Annotated in this window: 19 protein-coding genes; 5 read left to right on the top strand and 14 right to left on the bottom strand. The window is 70.0% G+C overall.

The features are described from left to right. Positions 1-16: 16 nt before the first annotated feature. Positions 17-1,081, top strand: a complete 1,065-nt coding sequence (locus DK254_RS28550) for a phosphotransferase (RefSeq protein ID WP_109936519.1) — start codon at positions 17-19, stop codon at positions 1,079-1,081. Beyond that, positions 1,078-2,400 (top strand): aspartate aminotransferase family protein, encoded by a 1,323-nt coding sequence (locus tag DK254_RS28545; RefSeq protein ID WP_109936518.1) that lies wholly within the window; start codon positions 1,078-1,080, stop codon positions 2,398-2,400. Before DK254_RS28550 ends, DK254_RS28545 begins: the two co-directional genes overlap by 4 nt. Before the next feature lie 13 nt (positions 2,401-2,413). Here DK254_RS28545 and DK254_RS28540 read toward each other — a convergent pair whose 3' ends face one another. From DK254_RS28540 to DK254_RS28530, 3 genes are all read right to left on the bottom strand, one after another. Next, complete coding sequence (locus DK254_RS28540; RefSeq protein WP_109936517.1) at positions 2,414-2,872, bottom strand: sn-glycerol-3-phosphate transporter; 459 nt, start codon at positions 2,870-2,872, stop codon at positions 2,414-2,416. A gap of 9 nt (positions 2,873-2,881) precedes the next feature. Further along, complete coding sequence (locus DK254_RS28535; protein WP_109936516.1) at positions 2,882-3,364, bottom strand: glycine zipper 2TM domain-containing protein; 483 nt, start codon at positions 3,362-3,364, stop codon at positions 2,882-2,884. A 125-nt stretch (positions 3,365-3,489) separates the two neighbouring features. Further along, positions 3,490-4,404: a LysR family transcriptional regulator gene (locus tag DK254_RS28530; protein WP_109936515.1), complete on the bottom strand. Its 915-nt coding sequence runs from the start codon at positions 4,402-4,404 to the stop codon at positions 3,490-3,492. A 102-nt stretch (positions 4,405-4,506) separates the two neighbouring features. On the opposite strand from DK254_RS28530, the gene DK254_RS28525 reads away from it, so the two are divergent. Beyond that, entirely contained in the window at positions 4,507-5,106 is a 600-nt protein-coding gene (locus tag DK254_RS28525; RefSeq protein WP_109936514.1) for a short chain dehydrogenase, read from the top strand. Between the two features lie 456 nt (positions 5,107-5,562). Here DK254_RS28525 and DK254_RS28520 read toward each other — a convergent pair whose 3' ends face one another. Then, positions 5,563-5,961 carry a DUF488 domain-containing protein gene (locus DK254_RS28520; protein WP_089394392.1) on the bottom strand — a complete coding sequence of 133 codons (399 nt, stop codon included), beginning with the start codon at positions 5,959-5,961 and terminating at the stop codon, positions 5,563-5,565. 97 nt (positions 5,962-6,058) lie between these two features. Here DK254_RS28520 and DK254_RS28515 point away from each other — a divergent pair, with 97 nt between their 5' ends. Beyond that, a complete protein-coding gene (locus DK254_RS28515) occupies positions 6,059-6,727 on the top strand; it encodes a COG3650 family protein (protein ID WP_109936513.1) in 669 nt (222 codons plus the stop codon). Positions 6,728-6,736: 9 nt separating this feature from the next. Here DK254_RS28515 and DK254_RS28510 read toward each other — a convergent pair whose 3' ends face one another. From DK254_RS28510 to DK254_RS28470, 9 genes are all read right to left on the bottom strand, one after another. Continuing rightward, positions 6,737-7,834, bottom strand: a complete 1,098-nt coding sequence (locus DK254_RS28510; RefSeq protein WP_109936512.1) for a PLP-dependent cysteine synthase family protein — start codon at positions 7,832-7,834, stop codon at positions 6,737-6,739. Between the two features lie 19 nt (positions 7,835-7,853). Then, the gene (locus tag DK254_RS28505; RefSeq protein ID WP_109936511.1) at positions 7,854-8,756 is read right to left on the bottom strand and encodes a DMT family transporter; all 903 of its coding nucleotides are present in this window, start codon (positions 8,754-8,756) and stop codon (positions 7,854-7,856) included. A gap of 269 nt (positions 8,757-9,025) precedes the next feature. After that, complete coding sequence (locus DK254_RS28500) at positions 9,026-9,352, bottom strand: Na+/H+ antiporter subunit G (protein ID WP_109936510.1); 327 nt, start codon at positions 9,350-9,352, stop codon at positions 9,026-9,028. Continuing rightward, on the bottom strand, positions 9,349-9,618 hold the full coding sequence (locus tag DK254_RS28495) for a K+/H+ antiporter subunit F (RefSeq protein ID WP_089394387.1): 270 nt from the start codon (positions 9,616-9,618) through the stop codon (positions 9,349-9,351). Before DK254_RS28495 ends, DK254_RS28500 begins: the two co-directional genes overlap by 4 nt. Beyond that, the gene (locus tag DK254_RS28490; RefSeq protein WP_109936509.1) at positions 9,603-10,103 is read right to left on the bottom strand and encodes a Na+/H+ antiporter subunit E; all 501 of its coding nucleotides are present in this window, start codon (positions 10,101-10,103) and stop codon (positions 9,603-9,605) included. The genes DK254_RS28495 and DK254_RS28490 overlap by 16 nt, the downstream gene beginning before the upstream one ends. After that, positions 10,100-11,599 (bottom strand): monovalent cation/H+ antiporter subunit D, encoded by a 1,500-nt coding sequence (locus DK254_RS28485; protein ID WP_109936508.1) that lies wholly within the window; start codon positions 11,597-11,599, stop codon positions 10,100-10,102. Before DK254_RS28485 ends, DK254_RS28490 begins: the two co-directional genes overlap by 4 nt. Beyond that, positions 11,596-11,928, bottom strand: coding sequence for a Na+/H+ antiporter subunit C (locus tag DK254_RS28480; protein ID WP_109936507.1), 333 nt, complete (start codon positions 11,926-11,928; stop codon positions 11,596-11,598). The genes DK254_RS28485 and DK254_RS28480 overlap by 4 nt, the downstream gene beginning before the upstream one ends. Further along, the gene (locus tag DK254_RS28475) at positions 11,928-14,723 is read right to left on the bottom strand and encodes a monovalent cation/H+ antiporter subunit A (protein WP_109936506.1); all 2,796 of its coding nucleotides are present in this window, start codon (positions 14,721-14,723) and stop codon (positions 11,928-11,930) included. Before DK254_RS28475 ends, DK254_RS28480 begins: the two co-directional genes overlap by 1 nt. Positions 14,724-14,932: 209 nt before the next feature. Further along, positions 14,933-15,397 carry a glycine zipper 2TM domain-containing protein gene (locus DK254_RS28470; RefSeq protein ID WP_009620666.1) on the bottom strand — a complete coding sequence of 155 codons (465 nt, stop codon included), beginning with the start codon at positions 15,395-15,397 and terminating at the stop codon, positions 14,933-14,935. A 185-nt stretch (positions 15,398-15,582) separates the two neighbouring features. Between DK254_RS28470 and DK254_RS28465 the strand changes: the two genes are divergently transcribed. Next, a complete protein-coding gene (locus DK254_RS28465; protein ID WP_089394382.1) occupies positions 15,583-15,819 on the top strand; it encodes a hypothetical protein in 237 nt (78 codons plus the stop codon). Here the strand turns inward: DK254_RS28465 and DK254_RS28460 are convergent. Continuing rightward, positions 15,804-16,943: a glycerate kinase gene (locus DK254_RS28460; protein ID WP_109936505.1), complete on the bottom strand. Its 1,140-nt coding sequence runs from the start codon at positions 16,941-16,943 to the stop codon at positions 15,804-15,806. The two genes, DK254_RS28465 and DK254_RS28460, sit on opposite strands and share 16 nt — an antisense overlap. Positions 16,944-17,616 lie beyond the last annotated feature (673 nt).

The raw sequence follows: 17,616 nt of genomic DNA, 5'->3' as shown, positions 1-17,616 counted from the left end.
ACCGGAGTCCAAGCGCATGCCGCTGACCGCCCTCGCCCACGATCCCCTGCTGGAAGCCGCGCCCGCCCAGGTCACCGCGGAACAGGCCGCGGCCATCGCCCGCGACCTCTTCGGCCTGCCGGGCCCGCTGCAACGCCTGGCCGGCGAGCGCGACCTGAACTTCCAGGTCGGCGCCCACGACAGCGCCAGCCGTCTGCTCAAGCTGTCCCACCCGCTGGAGGACCCGCAGGTGGTGGACTTCCAGAACCGCGCCCTGCTGCGGGTGCAGCAGGCCGACCCGAACCTGCCGGTGCAGCGCGTCTACCCGGCCCTCGACGGCCAGTACCAGACCTGGGTGGAAGTGGACGGCCAGCGCATGCTGGCGCGGTTGATGTCCTTCGTCGAAGGCCTGCCGCTGCACCGCGTCCCGCAGCGCTCGCCGGCCCTGCGGCGCAACCTGGGCGAAGCCCTGGCGCGCCTGGACCTGGCCCTGCACGGCTACCAGCACCCCGCCTCCGGCCACGAGTTGCTCTGGGACCTGCAGCACGCCCAGCGCCTGCGCCCGCTGCTGCGCCACATCGAGGAAGCCAGCCTGCGCGAGCTGGTCGAGCGCGCCCTGGACAACTTCGAGGAACACGCCCTGCCGCGCCTGCCGACACTGCGTGCCCAGGTGATCCACAACGACCTCAACCCGCACAACGTGATAGTCGACGCCGCGCACCCCGAGCGGCTGCGCAACATCCTCGACTTCGGCGACATGGTCCACGCCCCGCTGGTCAACGACCTCGGCGTGGCCGCCGCCTACCAGTTGGGCAGCGAGGGCGACGTGCTCGCCCCGGCCCTGGAATTCATCGCTGCCTACCACGCCCGCAACCCGCTGCAGGAAGCCGAGCAGGACATCCTCTGCGACCTCATGGCCACCCGCCTGGTGCTCACCCTGGGCATCACCGCCTGGCGCGCCAGCCTGCACCCGGAGAACCGCGACTACATCCTGCGCAACGCCCGCCAGGCCCGCGCCAGCCTGCAGGGCCTGGCCGGGCTGTCCCGATCCGAGGCGCGCGAGCGCATCGCCCGCGCCTGCCACGAGGAGTCCCCCGCATGACCATGACCAACGGCTACAGCCCGGCCGACGCCGAGCGCCTGAGCGACAAGGAACGCAGCCTGATCGAGCGCCGCGAGCGCCTGCTCGGCCCGGCCTACCGGCTGTTCTACGAACGCCCGCTGCACACCGTGCGCGGCGAGGGCGTGTGGCTCTATGACGAGCAGGGCCGGCAGTACCTGGACGCCTACAACAACGTCGCCTCGGTCGGCCACTGCCACCCGCGGGTGGTCGAGGCCGTCGCCCGCCAGGCGGCGGTGCTGAACACCCACACCCGCTACCTGCAGGAAGGCATCCTCGACTACGCCGAGGACCTGCTCGGCACCTTCCCCGCCGACCTGTCCCAGGTGATGTTCACCTGCACCGGCAGCGAGGCCAACGACCTGGCCCTGCGCATCGCCCGCCACCACACCGGCGGCAGCGGGGTGATCGTCACCCGCTTCGCCTACCATGGCGTCACCGGCGACATCTCCGAACTCTCGCCGGCGCTGGGCAGCGGCATCACCCTGCCCGCCCATGCGCGCACCGTGCGCGCACCGGACGCCTACCGCCTGGGCGCGGAGAACGTCGCCCGCCTGCTCGCCGAGGACGTGCGCGCCGCCATCGCCGACCTGCGCGCCCACGGCATCAAGCCCGCCGCGCTGCTGGTGGACGGCATCTTCGCCAGCGACGGCGTGTTCGCCGGCCCCGCGGGCCTCCTCGCCGAAGCCGTGGCCGTGGCCCGCGCCGAGGGCCTGCTGTACATCGCCGACGAAGTGCAATCCGGCTTCGCCCGCACCGGCGAGCACATGTGGGGCTTCCAGCGCCATGGCGTGCAGCCGGACCTGGTCACCCTGGGCAAGCCCATGGGCAACGGCCAGCCCATCGCCGGCGTGGTGGCGCGCCCGCAGGTACTGGAGAGCTTCGGCCGCAGCGTGCGCTACTTCAACACCTTCGGCGGCAACCCGGTGAGCTGCGCCGCCGGCCAGGCGGTGCTCGACGTGATCCGCGACGAAGGCCTGCAGCAACGCTCGGAACGGCTCGGCAGCTACCTGCGCGAAGGCTTCCAGCGCCTGGCCCAGCGCCACGAGCTGATCGGCGACGTGCGCGGCGCCGGCCTGTTCCTTGGCGTGGAGCTGGTCGCCGACCACGCGACCAAGGCCCCGGCCGCCGCCCAGACGCGCCGGGTGGTCAACGCCATGCGCGAGCGCGGCGTGCTGATCAGCGCCGCCGGCCCGCAGGAGAACATCCTCAAGATCCGCCCGCTGCTGGCCTTCCAGCAGGAGCACGCCGACCTGCTGATCGAGACGCTGGACGCGGCCCTGGGCGACGTCGCCGGCTGAGCGGGGCGCACCGCTACAGGTGCACCCCGACGTTGATCATCCCGGCCGAGTTGCCCAGCACCACGAACTCGCTGGCGAAGCGGCCGACCTGCGCGCCGATCGAGGGAATGACGGCCGGCGCCACGCCGTAGCGGTTCAGCGGGATCTTGTCGCGGTACTCGCCGTGGTAGCCCTGCAGCGCGCCACCGGTGACCTTGAAGTAGAACGGCGAGCCGTCCAGGTCGAAGCGCTTGCCAGCGTATGCGTAGTTGGAGCGCTGGCGGAACGAGTTGCGGAAGGTCGCCCCGCCCCACACCCAGCCATCGGCGCGGTTGCGCTCCAGGCCGACCAGGTCCTGGTGGTTGTTGTGTTCCGGGTCGTGGTTCCAGTGCCGGGTGATGACGCTGGTCTGCAGGTACCAGGAGTCACCCTCGCCCGCCCAGGCGAGGGGCGCCAGCAGCAGCGCGACGAGCGCGATGATCGGCTTCCTCATGACTATGCCTCAGAGCGTGACGCGGCTGGCGCCGTTGACGCTCATGACGCGCACGCGGTCGCCGACGCGGAACACCTGCGCAGGGTCCACGGCCTGCACGTAGGCGCGGGAGATGCCGTCGTCCTCGCGGACCACGATTTCCACGCCCTGGGTGCGGGTGACGCCCTCCTCGATGGCCGAGCCGGCGGCGCCGCCGGCCACCCCGCCGAGGATGGTGGCGATGGCCGCGCCACGGCCACCCCCGATGCCACTGCCGGCGATGCCGCCGACGGCGGCGCCGGCCAGGGTGCCGATCGGCGTCTTGGTGCCTTCGATCCGCACCGCCCGCAGCGACTCCACGGTGCCCATGCGCACGGTCTGCACCGCGCGGGCGTCGGCGCGGGAATAGCTGCTGCCGGACAGGTCGGAGGCACAGCCGGAAAGCGCCAGGGCACTGCCGACGAAGGCGGCCAGCAGCAGGGAGCGGGGGCTTTTCAGGATCGAAGCTTTCATGGACGGAGACTCGCAGAGGGTTGCCAAGGGAATGGGCAAAGCCTATCGATCTACCCCTGAACCTCTCCTGAACCCCGTCTGAACCTTCGCTGAACGAAACTGAACGAAGCTGAACGGCGCCGGTTTCAGCCCTGCAAGCGCAGCAGGCGCTGGCGCGCGCGCTCGAACCAGGCCAGCAGGTAGTCCACCAGCAGCTGCGTGCGCCGTGGCAACCCGCCCTGGTACGGATGCACCAGGAACACCGGCGTGCTGCGCGTCTGGTAGTCGCACAGCAGCCAGCGCAGGCGGCCGTCGGCCAATTCGTCCTGGAGCATGTAGGACGGCAGCCGGGCGATGCCGACGCCGGCCAGCGCGGCCTTCTTCAGCAGGGTGTAGTGGTTGCTCGCCAGCACCCCGCCGACCTCCACGCGGAACAGCTCGTGCTCGCGCTGGTACAGCCACTGGTCGGGGTCCGGGTAGTGGGTGTTGAGCAGGCAATTGTGCCGCGCCAGCTCGGCCGGGCTGCGCGGTTCGCCGTGGGCGGCGAGATAGTCCGGCGTGGCGCAGGTCAGCTCCTGCAGGGCGAACAGCGGGCGCGCCACCAGGCGCTCGTCGCCGGCGAGGCCGGAGCGGATAGCCAGGTCGAAGCCCTCGGCCACCAGGTCGCGGCGCTCGTTGGCCAGGTCCAGCTCCAGGCGGATGCCCGGGTGGCTGCGGGAGAACTCCACCAGCCAGGCATCGAAGAAAGTCTCGCCCAGGGACACCGGCACGCTCATGCGCACCGTGCCGCGCGCTTCCTCCTGCAGCCGCGCCACCGCCTGCCGCGCCCGCGCCGCCTGGGCGTTGAGCGCCTGGGCCTCGGGCAGCAGGGCCTGGCCGGCGGCGGTCAGCGCCAGGCGCCTCGTGGTGCGGTGCAGCAGGGTCACGCCCAGGGCCTGCTCCAGGGCGCTGATGCGCTTGGACAACTGCCCCTTGCTGCACCCCAAACGCTCGGCGGCGCGGGTGAAGCTGCCGCATTCCAGCAGCACGGCGAAAGCCGAGAGGTCTTCCAGCTCGCCCATGATTGTTTCCCCACGAAAACGGAAGGTTGCCGATTGGCCTGGTTATCCAAACAAAATACGTCCCTAGACTGGCTCCGTCACCCACCCGTTCCCGGAGTCAGCATGAAGATCATCCTCGTCGGCGCCAGCGGTACCCTCGGCCAGGCCGTGGCCAGCGAACTGGGCCAGCGCCATGAGATCGTCCGCGTCGGCCGCAGTAGCGGCGACCTGCGCGTGGACATCACCGACAGCGCCTCGATCCGCGCCCTGTTCGAGCAGGTCGGCCCCTTCGACGCCCTGGTCAGCGCCGCCGGCAAGGTGCACTTCGGCCCACTCGCCGAGATGGGCGAAGCCGAGTACGCCGTCGGCCTGCGCGACAAGCTGATGGGCCAGGTCAACCTGGTGCTGATCGGCAGCCGCTACGCCAACGACGGAGCCTCCTTCACCCTGACCACCGGCATCCTCAGCGAGGAGCCGATCCGCCAGGGCAGCTCGGCCACGATGGTCAACGCGGCGGTGGAAGGCTTCGTGCGCAGCGCCGCCATCGAACTGCCCCGCGGGCAGCGGATCAACGCGGTGAGCTCGAACGTGCTGGTGGAGTCCATGGAGGGCTACGGGCCCTTCTTCCGCGGCTTCAAGCCGGTGCCGGCGGCGGACGCGGCGCTGGGCTTCGCGCGGAGTGTGGAAGGGGCGGAGACGGGGCGGGTTTACAAGGTTTGGTGAGCGACGGGGGCGGCTGGCTTTTCGTAGGAGCGAGCTTGCTCGCGAACGGAATTACCTGGTGACTACGGTGTTTCGGGATGACGCCGTCCCCTCTCCCCAACCCTCTCCCTGAAGGGAGAGGGGGCTTGTCCGTGCCGAGAAAAGGAATGGTTTCAGCTGGAAACCTGCGGTGTTGCCGGCTAACACCAGAACATCCAGCCCTACCCAACGGCCCCCTCTCCCTTCAGGGAGAGGGGGCTTGTCCGTGCTGAGAAAAGGAATGGTTTCAGCTGGAAATCTGCGGTGTTGCCGGCTAACGCCAGAACATCCAGCCCTGCCCAACGGCCCCCTCTCCCTTCAGGGAGAGGGTTGGGGAGAGGGAACGGCGTCAACCTCAAACACCGAAGCCACCGGGTAACTCCATTCGCGAGCAAGAACTAGGCGTCCCCCTCGCTCCTGCAAGAAGCCCGCACACCCTCACTCCTTCTTCCCCGCATAGCAAACCGGCGAACTCCCCTCCCCCACCCTTTCCATCTCGTCCTCGAGGAACTCCGCCAGCACCCGCGCGTTGTTGTGCTCGGTGTCCTTCGCCGCGTAGAGCAGCGTCAGGTCGCCCTTGCCGGCGATGCCCAGCAGCTTCCACCAGTGCTCCGGGTGCGCCGCCAGCTCGGCGTGGTAGGCGCGGCGGAATTCGTCGAACAGGCTGGGATCGTGGTGGAAGCGCTGGCGCAGTTCGTTGGACGGCGCCACCGCCTTGAGCCATTCGTCCAGGTGCAATTCCTCCTTGCTGATGCCCCGGGGCCAGAGCCGGTCCACCAGTACCCGGTAGCCGTCTTCCGCGGCCGGGGCCTCGTAGGCCCGCTTGTAACGAATCATCGGATGCCTCCTTTTGCGACAGTCCCTACCACTGTAGCCCTTGAGCGGGTGCCCCCGGCTCGGTAACGTGGGCGCATTTTTCCGGGAGCCCTACCTCATGCGTCCAGCCCGCCTCTTCCTCTATGCCCTGCTGCCCCTGTTCGCCGCCTGCCAGGTGTGGAAGCCCGAGCCCACCCGCCAGGATGCGCCGACGCGGGTCCAGGGCGAGATCACCCGCCAGGACGGCGGCCTGGTGCTGCGGCCGTGCAACGAGCAGCGCCAGTTCAACCTGGTGGACGGCCCCGACAGCGCCGTGGCCCGCGAGTCCCGCGACCTGTTCGCCGATGGCGCCGGCAAGCTGTTCATCGACGCGCGCGGCGCCTACTCCGGCGGCCAGGCCAGCAACACCGACGGCAAGTTCGAGGTGCGCTCGCTGTACCGCCTGCAGAACGAGGGCCATGGCTGCGACGACCCCAACTTCCGCCAGACCATCGTCCAGGCCGGCGGCAACGAGCCGGGCTGGAGCGTGATGGTCAACGCCCAGGGCCTGCTGCTGCAGCGCCCCGGCCAGGCGGACCAGGTGCTGCCCTACGTGGTGGAAAGCGTGCCCGGCGGCAGCAGCAGCTATTCCACCGAGGCCAATGGCGAGAAACTCGAGCTGTGGGTAGCCCCGGCACGCTGCGTCAACGACATGAGCGGCGCGGTGAGCAGCCTCACCGCCGAGCTGCGCCTGGACGACAAGGTCATGCGCGGCTGCGCCTACCCCGGCGCCGCCTACCAGGAGTAGGCCGGCCCGTCACAACCCCAGCGTCGGCAGCGCCTCGGGCAGTGCGCTGCCCTGCTCCACGCAGGCGCGCACCGCGTCGATCAGCGGCTCCAGCTGGAAGCCCTGCTGGATCAGCCACAGCGGGTCGTAGTAGCTGGTGGCATAGCGTTCGCCGCCGTCGCAGAGGATCGCCACCACCGAGCCGGATTCGCCGCGCGCGATCATGCCCTGCGCCGCCAGCAGCGCGCCCACCAGGTTGGTCCCGCTGGAGCCGCCGACGCGCCGCCCCAGGCGCTGCGCCAGGTAATGCATGGCCGCCAGCGACCAGGCATCGGGCACCTTGACCATGGCGTCGAGCACCGCCGGCAGGAAGGAAGCCTCCACCCGCGGCCGGCCGATGCCCTCGATGCGCGAGCCGCAGTCCAGGGTCAGGCTGCGGTCGCCGGTGCGGTAGGCGTCGAAGAACACCGAGCGCTCGGCGTCGGCGCAGAGCACGCGGGTCTGGTGCCGGCGGTAGCGGGCGAAGCGCCCGAGGGTGGCCAGGGTGCCGCCGGTGCCGGGGCTGGAGACCAGCCAGGCCGGCTCGGGAAAGCGCTCGTGGCGCAACTGCTGGAAGATCGATTCGGCGATATTGTTGTTCGCCCGCCAGTCGGTGGCGCGCTCGGCGTAGGTGAACTGGTCCATGAAGTGGCCGCCGCTCTCGCGGGCCAGGCGCTCGGATTCGGCGTAGATCTGCGTGGGGTCGTCCACCAGGTGGCTGCGGCCGCCGTAGAAGGCGATCTGGGCGATCTTCTCCTTCGAGGTGCTGGCCGGCACCACGGCGATGAAGGGCAGCCCCAGCAGGCGCGCGAAATAGGCTTCGGAAATCGCCGTGGAGCCGCTGGAGGCCTCGATCACCGGCGCCCCCGGCTTCAGCCAGCCGTTGCACAGCGCGTAGAGGAACAGCGAGCGCGCCAGGCGGTGCTTGAGGCTGCCGGTGGGGTGGCTGGACTCGTCCTTGAAGTACAGGTCGATGCCGGGCAGGCCCGGCGCCTCCAGGGGGATCAGGTGGGTGTCGGCGCTGCGCTGGAAGTCCGCCTCGATGATGCGGATGGCTTCGCGGGTCCAGTCGCGGATGTCGATGGACATGGGGCGTTTCCTCGTTCGGTCAGTCGAGCACCCCGGCGGGCGCGGGCGTGGCGCTGCGCCACTGGCTGAGGGCGACGCCGGCGAACACCAGGGCGGTGGCCAGCAGTTGCTGGCCGTTTAGGCGCTCGCCCAGCAGCAGCCAGGCGAACACCAGGGTGAACACCGGGATCAGGTTGATGAAGCCGGTGGCCTGGCTCGCCGGCAGCCGGCTGACGCCGAAGTTGTACAGGCCGTAGGCGCCGACGGTGACCACGCTGCCCAGGTACACCAGGGCGAACAGCCCCTGGCCGCTGGGCGCCGGCGGCAGGCCCGAGCCGACGGCCGCCAGCGGCAGGAAGAAGACCGAGCCGATGAAGGCCTGCATGGCGGTCAGGATGAACGGCGAGTAGCGCGCCGACAGGTGCTTGAGCAGCAGCGTGTAGCCGGTGGCGCAGACCATCGCCAGCAGCTCGAAGAAGTTGCCCAGCAGCGGCTGCGGCGCGTGCTGGTCGGGCTCGCCGGCGAGGGTCAGCCAGAGCGCGCCGAGCACCGCCAGGGCGAAGCCGGCCCAGGTGTTGCGCGCCACCCGCTCGTGCAGCAGGAGGAAGGCGCCGACCGCCACCAGCAACGGCAGCAGCGCGGTGATCATCCCGGCCTGGGCGGCGCTGGTGTACTGCAGGGCGAAGGATTCGCAGACGAAGTACAGGCACGGCTCGCACACCGCCAGGCCCACCAGGTACTTCCAGTCGCCGCGCCGGTACTCCATGCGCCCGCGCCAGCGCCAGGCGGCGAGGAAGATCAGGCTGCCGATGGCCATGCGGGCGAAGATCACCCACATCGCCGGCCATTCGGCGAAGGCCAGCTTCAGGGCGATGAAGGAACTGCCCCACAGCGCCATGGCCAGGACCAGGCATGCCAGGGCGAAGGGCCGGGACTGCTGCACGGGACGCTCCGAGAAATGAATCCCCGCAGTATAGAAGCGCGCCGCGGGTGGCTGACAGGCACAGCGCCGGGGGAAAACTGTAATGGCCCCGCCAAGGCTCTTCGTAGGGCGCATAACGCCTACGGCGTTATCCGCCGTTGCCCTCGGCCTCGGTGCTCGAGCCAGCGGCGGATAACCGCGAACGGTTATTCGCCCTACGCGTTCACCTGCCCCGTTCCCAGCGACGGATGATCGCGGATAAATCCGCGCCACCATCCCAAGGAGTGGTCCTACTCCCAAGGCTCCCCGCGGGTACGCGGCATGCGCGGCAGGCGCGCCTGCATGGCAGCCTTGGCCAGCAGGTGGGCGCTGACCGGCGCGGTGATGAACAGGAACAGGGTGATCAGCACCTCGTGCAGGCTCACGCCGCTGCCGCTGCTGAAGTACAGCAGCGAACCCAGCGCCACGCCGCCCACGCCGAGGGTCGAGGCCTTGGTCGGCGCGTGCAGGCGCGTGTAGAAGTCCGGCAGGCGGTACAGGCCCACGGCGCCGAGCAGGGCGAACAGGCTGCCGCCCAGCAGCAGCGCGCTGACGAGGATTTCCACGAACAGGTTCATTCGATGATGTCTCCGCGCAGCAGGAACTTGCACAGCGCCACGGTGCTGACGAAGCCCATCACCGCGATCAGCAGCGCCGCCTCGAAGTACAGGCCGCTGCCGCGCCAGATGCCGAACAGCAGGATCAGCGCGATGGCCTCCACCGACAGGGTGTCCAGCGCCAGGATGCGGTCGGCCGCGCTCGGCCCTCGCACCAGGCGCGCCACCGTCAGCAGCAGGGCCAGGGCGATCAGCGCCAGGCACAGCGGGATCACGTAGGCGAGCATTCGAACACCTCCTTCAGCGGCGCCTCGTAGCGCGCCTTGATGTCCGCCACCAGGGCCTGCGCGTCGGGCACGTCCAGGCCGTGCACCAGCAGGCTGCGGCGGTCGGCGCTGAGGTCGGCGGAGACCGTGCCGGGGGTCAGGGTGATGACGCTGGCGAGGATGGCGATGGGCAGGTCCTCGCGCAGCTCCAGCGGCACCTCGACGAAGCCCGGGCGCAGGTCGCGAGTCGGCCCGAGCACCAGGCGCGCGACCTGCAGGTTGGCCATGACGATGTCGTACAGCACCAGGCCGATGAAACGCAGCAGCAGGCCCGGGCGCTGGATGCGCAGCGGCGCCAGCAGCATGTCGCGGCACAGCAGCGGCAACGCCAGGCCGAGCACGGCGCCGAGCAGCCAGTGGCCGAAGGAGAAGTCGTCGACCAGCAGCACCCAGCCCAGCAGCAGGCACAGGCTGAGCAGCGGATGCGGCAGCAGGCGGCGGATCATGCGCCACCTCCGGCCAGGATCGCCCGGCGGTAGAGGTCGACGTCCAGCAACTGCTCCGCCGTAGCCTGCAGGTAGGCCTGCAGCGGCTTGGCGAACAGCACCAGGAGCACCGCCGAGGCCAGCAGCGCCACCGCCGCCAGCAGGCGCAGCGGGTCACGCTCGGCGCTGCCGAGGACGGTGCGCCCGGTGTTCCAGAACAGCGTGCTGCCGGCGCGGCTGAGGGCCACGGTGACCAGCAGGCCGCTGCTCAGAACGATGGCCCACAGCGCCAGGGCCTCGCCGCCGCTGGCCGAACGCAGGATCAGCAGCTTGGCGAAGAAGCCGGAGAACGGCGGCAGGCCGGCCACCGCGATGGCGCCGACGAAGAACAATGTGCCCAGCAGCTGCGGCTGCAGCAGCGCCGGGCCCTGCACCAGCAGGCCGGCCTTGTCGCCGCGCTGGCGGGCGATCAGGTCGGCGAGCAGGAACAGCCCGCCCACCACCCAGGTGCTGTGCAGCAGGTAGAACAGCAGCGCCGCCAGGGACTGCGCCGAGCCCAGCGCCAGCACCGCCAGCTGGGTGCCGGCGGACACCACCACCAGGTAGGCCAGCAGGCCCTGCAGGCGGGTGGCCGCCAGCGCCCCGAAGGTGCCGGCCAGGATGCCCGCCAGGGCCAGCGGCCACAGCCAGGCCTGGGCCAGGTTGGCCAGCTCGCCGGCGTGGTCGCCGAAGATCAGCGTGTACACCCGCAGGATGGAGTAGATGCCCACCTTGGTCATGATCGAGAACAGCGCAGCCACCGGTGCACTGGCCTCGGCGTAGGCGCGCGGCAGCCAGAAGTACAGCGGCAGCAGCGCCGCCTTGAGGCCGAACACCACCAGCAACAGCAGCGCCGCGGCGCGCACCAGGGGCGCATCGGCCATACCCAGCTGGGCCACGCGGCCAGCCATGTCGGCCATGTTCAGGGTGCCGGTCACGCCGTAGAGCACGCCCACGGCGATCAGGAAGAACGCCGAGCCCACCAGGTTGAGCACCACGTAGTGCACCCCGGCGCGCACCCGCCCCGCCCCGCCGCCGTGCAGCAGCAGCGCGTAGGAGGCGATCAGCAGGATCTCGAAGAACACGAAGAGGTTGAACAGGTCGCCGGTGAGGAAGGCGCCGTTGAGGCCCAGCAACTGGAACTGGAACAGCGCGTGGAAGTGCTTGCCGCGGCGGTCGTCGCCGCGCAGCGCGTACAGCAGCGCGAAACTGGCCAGCAGCGCATTGGCCAGCAGCATCAGCGCGCTCAGGCGGTCGAGCACCAGGATGATGCCGAACGGCGGCTGCCAGTTGCCCAGGGCGTAGAACTGCACCTGGCCACCGGCGGCCTGTTGCAGCAGCAGCACGCTCAGCGGCAACAGCGCCAGGGTAGCCAGCAGCGAAAGCCCCCGCGCGGCGCGCGAGGCGTGCCCGACGAGCAGCAGCAGGCAGCCGGCGAACAGCGGCAGCAGGACCGGGGCGATCAGCAGATGGTTCATTCGCCCTCCTCCCGCGCCTTGCCGTCGACGTGGTCGTCACCGGTCTCGGCCAGCCCGCGCAGGGCCAGGACGATGACGAAGGCGGTCATGGCGAAGCCGATGACGATGGCGGTCAGCACCAGCGCCTGCGGGATCGGGTCGCCGGGATGGGCCACCTGGCCCAGCACCGCCGGCTCGCCGGCCAGGCGGCCCATGGCGAAGAGGAACAGGTTCACCGCGTAGGAGATCAGGGTCAGGCCCAGCACCACCGGGAAGGTGCGCGCGCGCAGCAGCAGGTACACGCCGCTGGCGGTGAGCAGGCCGAGGGTGATGGCGAACAGCGCTTCCATCAGCGGGCCTCCTTGGCCGGCGCCGGCTCAGGCGGCGCGTTCAGCTCGCCGAGGCCGGCGAGGATCAGCAGGGTCGCGCCCACCACCGTGAGGTAGACGCCCAGGTCGAAGAGCATGGCCGTGGCCAGCTCGAACTCGCCCACCAGCGGCAGTTGGAAGTGGCCGAAGGACGAGGTCAGGAACGGATAGCCGAAGGCCCAGCTGCCCAGGCCGGTGAGGCCGGCGACGAACACCCCCAGCCCCGCCCCGCGTGAATAGCTCAGCGGCAGGCGGGTACGCACCCAGCGGCTACCGCAGGCGATGTACTGGAGGATCAGCGCCACCGCGGTGACCAGCCCGGCGATGAAGCCGCCGCCCGGCAGGTTGTGCCCGCGCAGGAAGATGAACACCGCCACCAGCAGCGCCAGCGGCAGCAGCAGCCGGGCCAGGGTGGCGAGGATCGGCGGGTGGGCGTCGGCCGACCAGGCCAGGCCCTCGGCGTCGCGCGCGCGGCGCGGCAGGCGCAGGCCGTCGAGCAGGGCGAAGATGCCCACCGCGGCGATGGCCAGCACGCTGATCTCGCCCAGGGTGTCGAAGCCGCGGAAGTCGACCAGGATGACGTTCACCACGTTGTGCCCACCGCCCCCGGAAACGCTGTGCTGCAGGTAGTAGCCGGCGATGCTGTCGTAGGGCCGGCTGAACACCGCGTAGGCCAGCAGCGCCACCATCACCCCGCAGGCGACGGCCACCAGGAAGTCGCGCAGGCCGCGCAGGCTGCTGCTTTCCTTCGGCGTGCGCTGCGGCAGGTAGTAGAGCGCGAGCATCAGCAACACCATGGTCACCACTTCCACCGCCAGTTGCGTCAGCGCCAGGTCCGGCGCGGCGAAGCGGGCGAAGGCCAGGGCCACCAGCAGCCCGGCGATGCTCAGCACCACCAGCGCCACCAGGCGCTGGCGGTGGAAGACCGCGGTCAGCGGCCCGGCCAGGGCCAGCAGCGCCAGGCACAGCGCGGTGACCGGGTCGACCTCGACGAAGGCGCGGCTTCCGGCCAGCGCGGGCAGGCCCGCCAGGCCGGTGCAGACCACCACCAGCGCGGCCAGCAGCAGCCAGAGCACGTAGCGTTGCAGCGAGCCGTTCTCCAGCAGGGCGGTGAGGCCGCTGGCGAAGCCCGCCAGCCGTTGCACCTGCGCCTCGAACACCTCCTTGGCGTCCACCGCCGGCAGGCCGGCGAACCAGGCGAACAGCGGCCGGCGCTGCAGGTACAGGGCGATGCCGCCGACCAGGGCGATCAGGCTCATCGCCAGCGGCGCGTTGAAACCGTGCCAGATCGCCAGGCTGTAGGCCGGCAGCGCGCCGTTCAGGCTCGCCGAGGCGGCCGCCGCCAGCAGCGGTGCCACCGTCCAGGCCGGGGCCATGCCGACCAGCAGGCACAGGCCCACCAGTATCTCCACCGGCACCTTCATGTAGCGCGGCGGCTCGTGGGGCGTCTTCGGCAGGTCGACCGGCTCGCCGTTGAAGAACACGTCGTGGATGAAGCGCACCGAGTAGCTCACCGAGAACAGCGTGGCGACGGTGGCCAGGGTCGGGATCAGCCAGTTGAAGGCGCCGGCCATGTTCTGCGAGAGGGTCTCGCCGAAGAACATCTCCTTGCTGAGGAAGCCGTTGAGCAGCGGCACCCCGGCCATGGACGCCGAGGCCACCATGGCCAGCACCGCGGTGTGCGGCATGTACTTCCACAGCCCGTTGATGCGGCGCATGTCGCGGCTGCCGGTCTCGTGGTCGATGATCCCCGCGGCCATGAACAGCGAGGCCTTGAAGGTGGCGTGGTTGATGATGTGGAAGATCGCCGCGACGTTGGCCATGGGCGAGTCCAGGCCGAACAGCAGGGTGATCAGGCCCAGGTGGCTGATGGTCGAGTAGGCCAGCAGGCCCTTGAGGTCGTTCTGGAACAGCGCCAGGAAGGCGCCCAGCAGCAGCGTCGCCAGGCCCGTCAGGCCGACCAGGTAGAACCACAGGTCGTTGCCGGCCAGCGCCGGGTACAGGCGCGCCAGCAGGAACACGCCGGCCTTCACCATGGTCGCCGAGTGCAGGTAGGCCGACACCGGCGTGGGCGCCGCCATGGCGTGGGGCAGCCAGAAATGGAAGGGGAACTGCGCCGACTTGGTGAACACGCCCAGCAGCACCAGCACCAGGATCAGCGGGAACAACGCGCTGGCCTGCAGCACCCCGCGCGCGGCGAGCACGTCGCTCAGCTCGAAGCTGCCCACCACCTGGCCGATCAGCAGGATGCCGGCGAGCAGCGCAAGGCCGCCGCCACCGGTGACCGCCAGGGCCATGCGCGCGCCGCGGCGGGCGTCCGAGCGGTGGTTCCAGAAGCCGATCAGGAGGAACGACGACAGGCTGGTGAGCTCCCAGAACACCAGCATCAGCAGCAGATTCTCGCTGAGCACCACGCCGAGCATGGCGCCCATGAACAGCAGCAGGAAACCGTAGAAGCGCCCGGTGGGTTCGCGCTCGGAGAGGTAGTAGCGGGCGTAGAGGATCACCAGCAGGCCGATGCCGAGGATCAGCAGGGCGAACAGGAAGCCCAGGCCGTCCAGGCGCAGGCTGAGGTTCAGGCCCAGTTCCGGCAGCCAGTCGTAGCGCGCCAGCAGCCGTTCGCCGCCGAGCACGCCGCGCTGGGCGAACAGCAGCCCCAGGCCCAGCAACGGGGCGACGGCCGCCGCCGCGGCGCAGGCATTGCGGCCCAGGCGTTCGAACAGGACCGGCAGGCAACAGCCCAGGAAAGGCAGCGCGATCAACAGCGCCAGCATCATGACCTTCTCCTTAATCTTTCAGACACGGCTGACTTACCAGGAAAGCCGTGGAGCCGAGCGATTATCCATATCTATCGAACGCGCGTCTTGGATAGAACTATTACGAAAGGCTGGGAACGGGAAAAAGCGCTGTCCGGAAACGATAGCGCGCGACACCGGAAACCGGGGTCGCGCGCCAGGAGCCGTTGCCGCCCGGATGGGCGGAGCGATCAGTGGGAAACGCGGCTGGTGCCGTTGACGGTCAGGATGCGCACGCGCTCGCCGACGCGGAAGATGGCGCCCTGGTCGACTTCCTGCACGTAGGCGCGGGAACTGCCGTCGTCTTCACGCACGGTGATCTCCACGCCCTGGGTGCGGGTCAGGCCTTCCTCGGTGGCCGCGCCCAGCAGGCCGCCGGCCACGGCACCAATGATGGCGGTCACGTAGCTGCCCTTGCCGCCACCGATGGCGCTGCCACCGATACCGCCCACGGCAGCACCCGCCGCGGCGCCGATCGGCGTCTTGGTGCCCTCGATCTTCACCGGGCGCAGGGCTTCGATGGTGCCCCAGCGTACGTTCTGCACGGTACGGGCCTCGTCACGGCTGTAGGTGTCGCCGGTCAGGCTGGACTGGCAGCCGCCGAGGGCCAGGGCCACTGCAGTGAAACCGGCGAGCAGGAAGGCGGATTTACGCATACGGAAACCTCCGAATAGATATGTGAATATTAGACTCTGCCGCGCCCCTTGCTGTCACGCCGGCCAAATCAAAGTTTTCGTTCGATTCAGCCACCGTACAGCTTCTTCCTACAGCTGCGGCAAAAGCGCACGTTCATCCCCGATTCCGCTTGGGGTAAGGTCAGCGTCCCCGCGAGGAAGGCCCCATGGACTACTTCATCATCGTCGTCACCACCGCCGCCGGCCTGTACTTCCACTGGTGGCTGTTCGTGCGCATCCGCCGCTGGATGGACCGCGACCTGGCGCTGTCGCTGGCCGGCGACGATCCGCAAAAGCGCGAATACCTGCTGCACTGCCTGCAACTGGCCCGTGACGAAGGCGTGTCGCGCAGCGACCTGCCGGCGTGGCTGCAGCGCGCCGCCGACGACTACCGCGCCGGCTGAGCCAGGCTCCACAGGCGCGCCAGCTCCTCGGCGCGCGCCTCCAGTTCCTCCGCGGCGCCCGCCATGGCCTCGGCCAGGCTGACGGGCCCCGGCACCAAACTGAAGGCCGCGGCGATGCCGGCCTCGTGCAAGCGCCCGTAACCCGGCCCCAGGCTGCCGGCCAGGGCGATCAGCGGAACGCCCGCCGCATGCGCCGCCCGGGCCACGCCGATCGGCGTCTTGCCATGCAGGCTCTGCTCGTCCAGGCGGCCTTCGCCAGTAATCGCCAGGTCGGCGCCATGCAGTGCCTCGGCCAGGCCGGAAACCTCGGCCACCAGTTCCACGCCGGGACGGAAGCGCGCCTTGAGGAAGGCCCGCGCGGCAAAGCCCAGGCCGCCCGCCGCGCCGACACCGGGGAACAGGCTGTGATCCTGGCCCAGGGTGCGGGCGGTGACTTCGGCATAGCGCGCCAACGCGGCGTCGAGCTGGCGGACCTGCTCGGGGCTGGCGCCCTTCTGCGGGCCGAACACCGCCGAGGCGCCGTGCTCGCCGCACAGCGGGTTGTTCACGTCGGCGGCGACTTCCACCTCGACCTCGGCCAGGCGCGGGTCGAGGCCCGCCAGGTCGATCTCGTGCAATTCGGCCAGGGCCGCGCCGCCGTCGCCCAGGGGCTCGCCGCTTGTGGCGAGGAAACGCGCGCCCAGGGCCTGCAGCAGGCCCATGCCGCCGTCGTTGGTGGCGCTGCCGCCGAGCCCGAGGATGACCTTGCGCGCCCCGGCATCCAGCGCCGCGCGGATCAGTTCGCCGGTACCGTAGCTGGTGGTGCGCGTCGCATCGCGCTGCGCCGGCGCCACCCAGTGCAGGCCACTGGCGGCGGCCATCTCGATCACCGCGGTACCCTCCTCCAGCCAACCCCAATGGGCCCGCACCGGCGCCCCCAGCGGCCCGCGCACCTCGCATTCGCGGCGTTCGCCGCCGGTGGCCGCCAGCACCGCATCCACGGTGCCCTCGCCGCCGTCAGCCATGGGCCGCAGCAGGATCTCGTCGAGCGGCCGCGCCCGCGACCAGCCTCGAGCGATGGCGGCGGCGACCTCGGGGGCGGACAGGCTTTCCTTGAAGGAGTCGGGGGCGATGACGAGTTTCATGGTCGGGTCCGGTGTCGGTATGTAGGGGGCATCCTACAACGCCGTGCAGCAGGGGAAACGATTGGCGCAGGGCGGATAACCGTTCGCGGTTATCCGCCGCTTGACCTTGGCCGTATCCCACTCGGACTCATGCCGGGAACCGGGGCGGACTGCGGGTTCGGCTCGACCATGGTGTCGATGATGGGATGGGTGTAACGGCGTACAACCGCGAACGGTTGTACGCCCTACGCCTGTAGGAGCAACTGTCTTGCAGGCTGCGCCGGGGCGCTCTTCGTAGGAGCAACTGTCTATTGGGTTTGGGTGTAGCGCGCCGCTCCGAGTGCGTTGATGTCTCTCGTTTCGCCCCCTCGGGCGAGTCACTTCTTTCAAACGCCAAAGAAGTAACCAAGAAGGCTTGCCCCGACATACGGGCCCGATGGAGCCGGGCTACCCTCGCGAACTCCCCCGCCACGGAGGCCCGCCCCGAGGGTACGTCCCTGTAGCCCATCGGGGCTCTAGCGACATCCATGTCGCATGACCTCCTGAGCGCCGGTTTCGCTCGGCCTTCTGAAGGGGCGTTCCGGTGCGCTCGATGGTTCCTCTGGACGTCCCAAACGCAAATGCCAGAGCAAGAGCGCTTTTGCTCTTCGTAGGATCGAGGGGGACGCCTAGTTCTTGCTCGCGAACCTGGCTT

Source organism: Pseudomonas sp. RW407 (assembly GCF_003176655.1).
GTDB lineage: Bacteria > Pseudomonadota > Gammaproteobacteria > Pseudomonadales > Pseudomonadaceae > Pseudomonas > Pseudomonas delhiensis.
The sequence above is the reverse complement of the archived record's forward strand: the minus strand, read 5'-3'. Positions and strand labels throughout refer to the sequence as shown.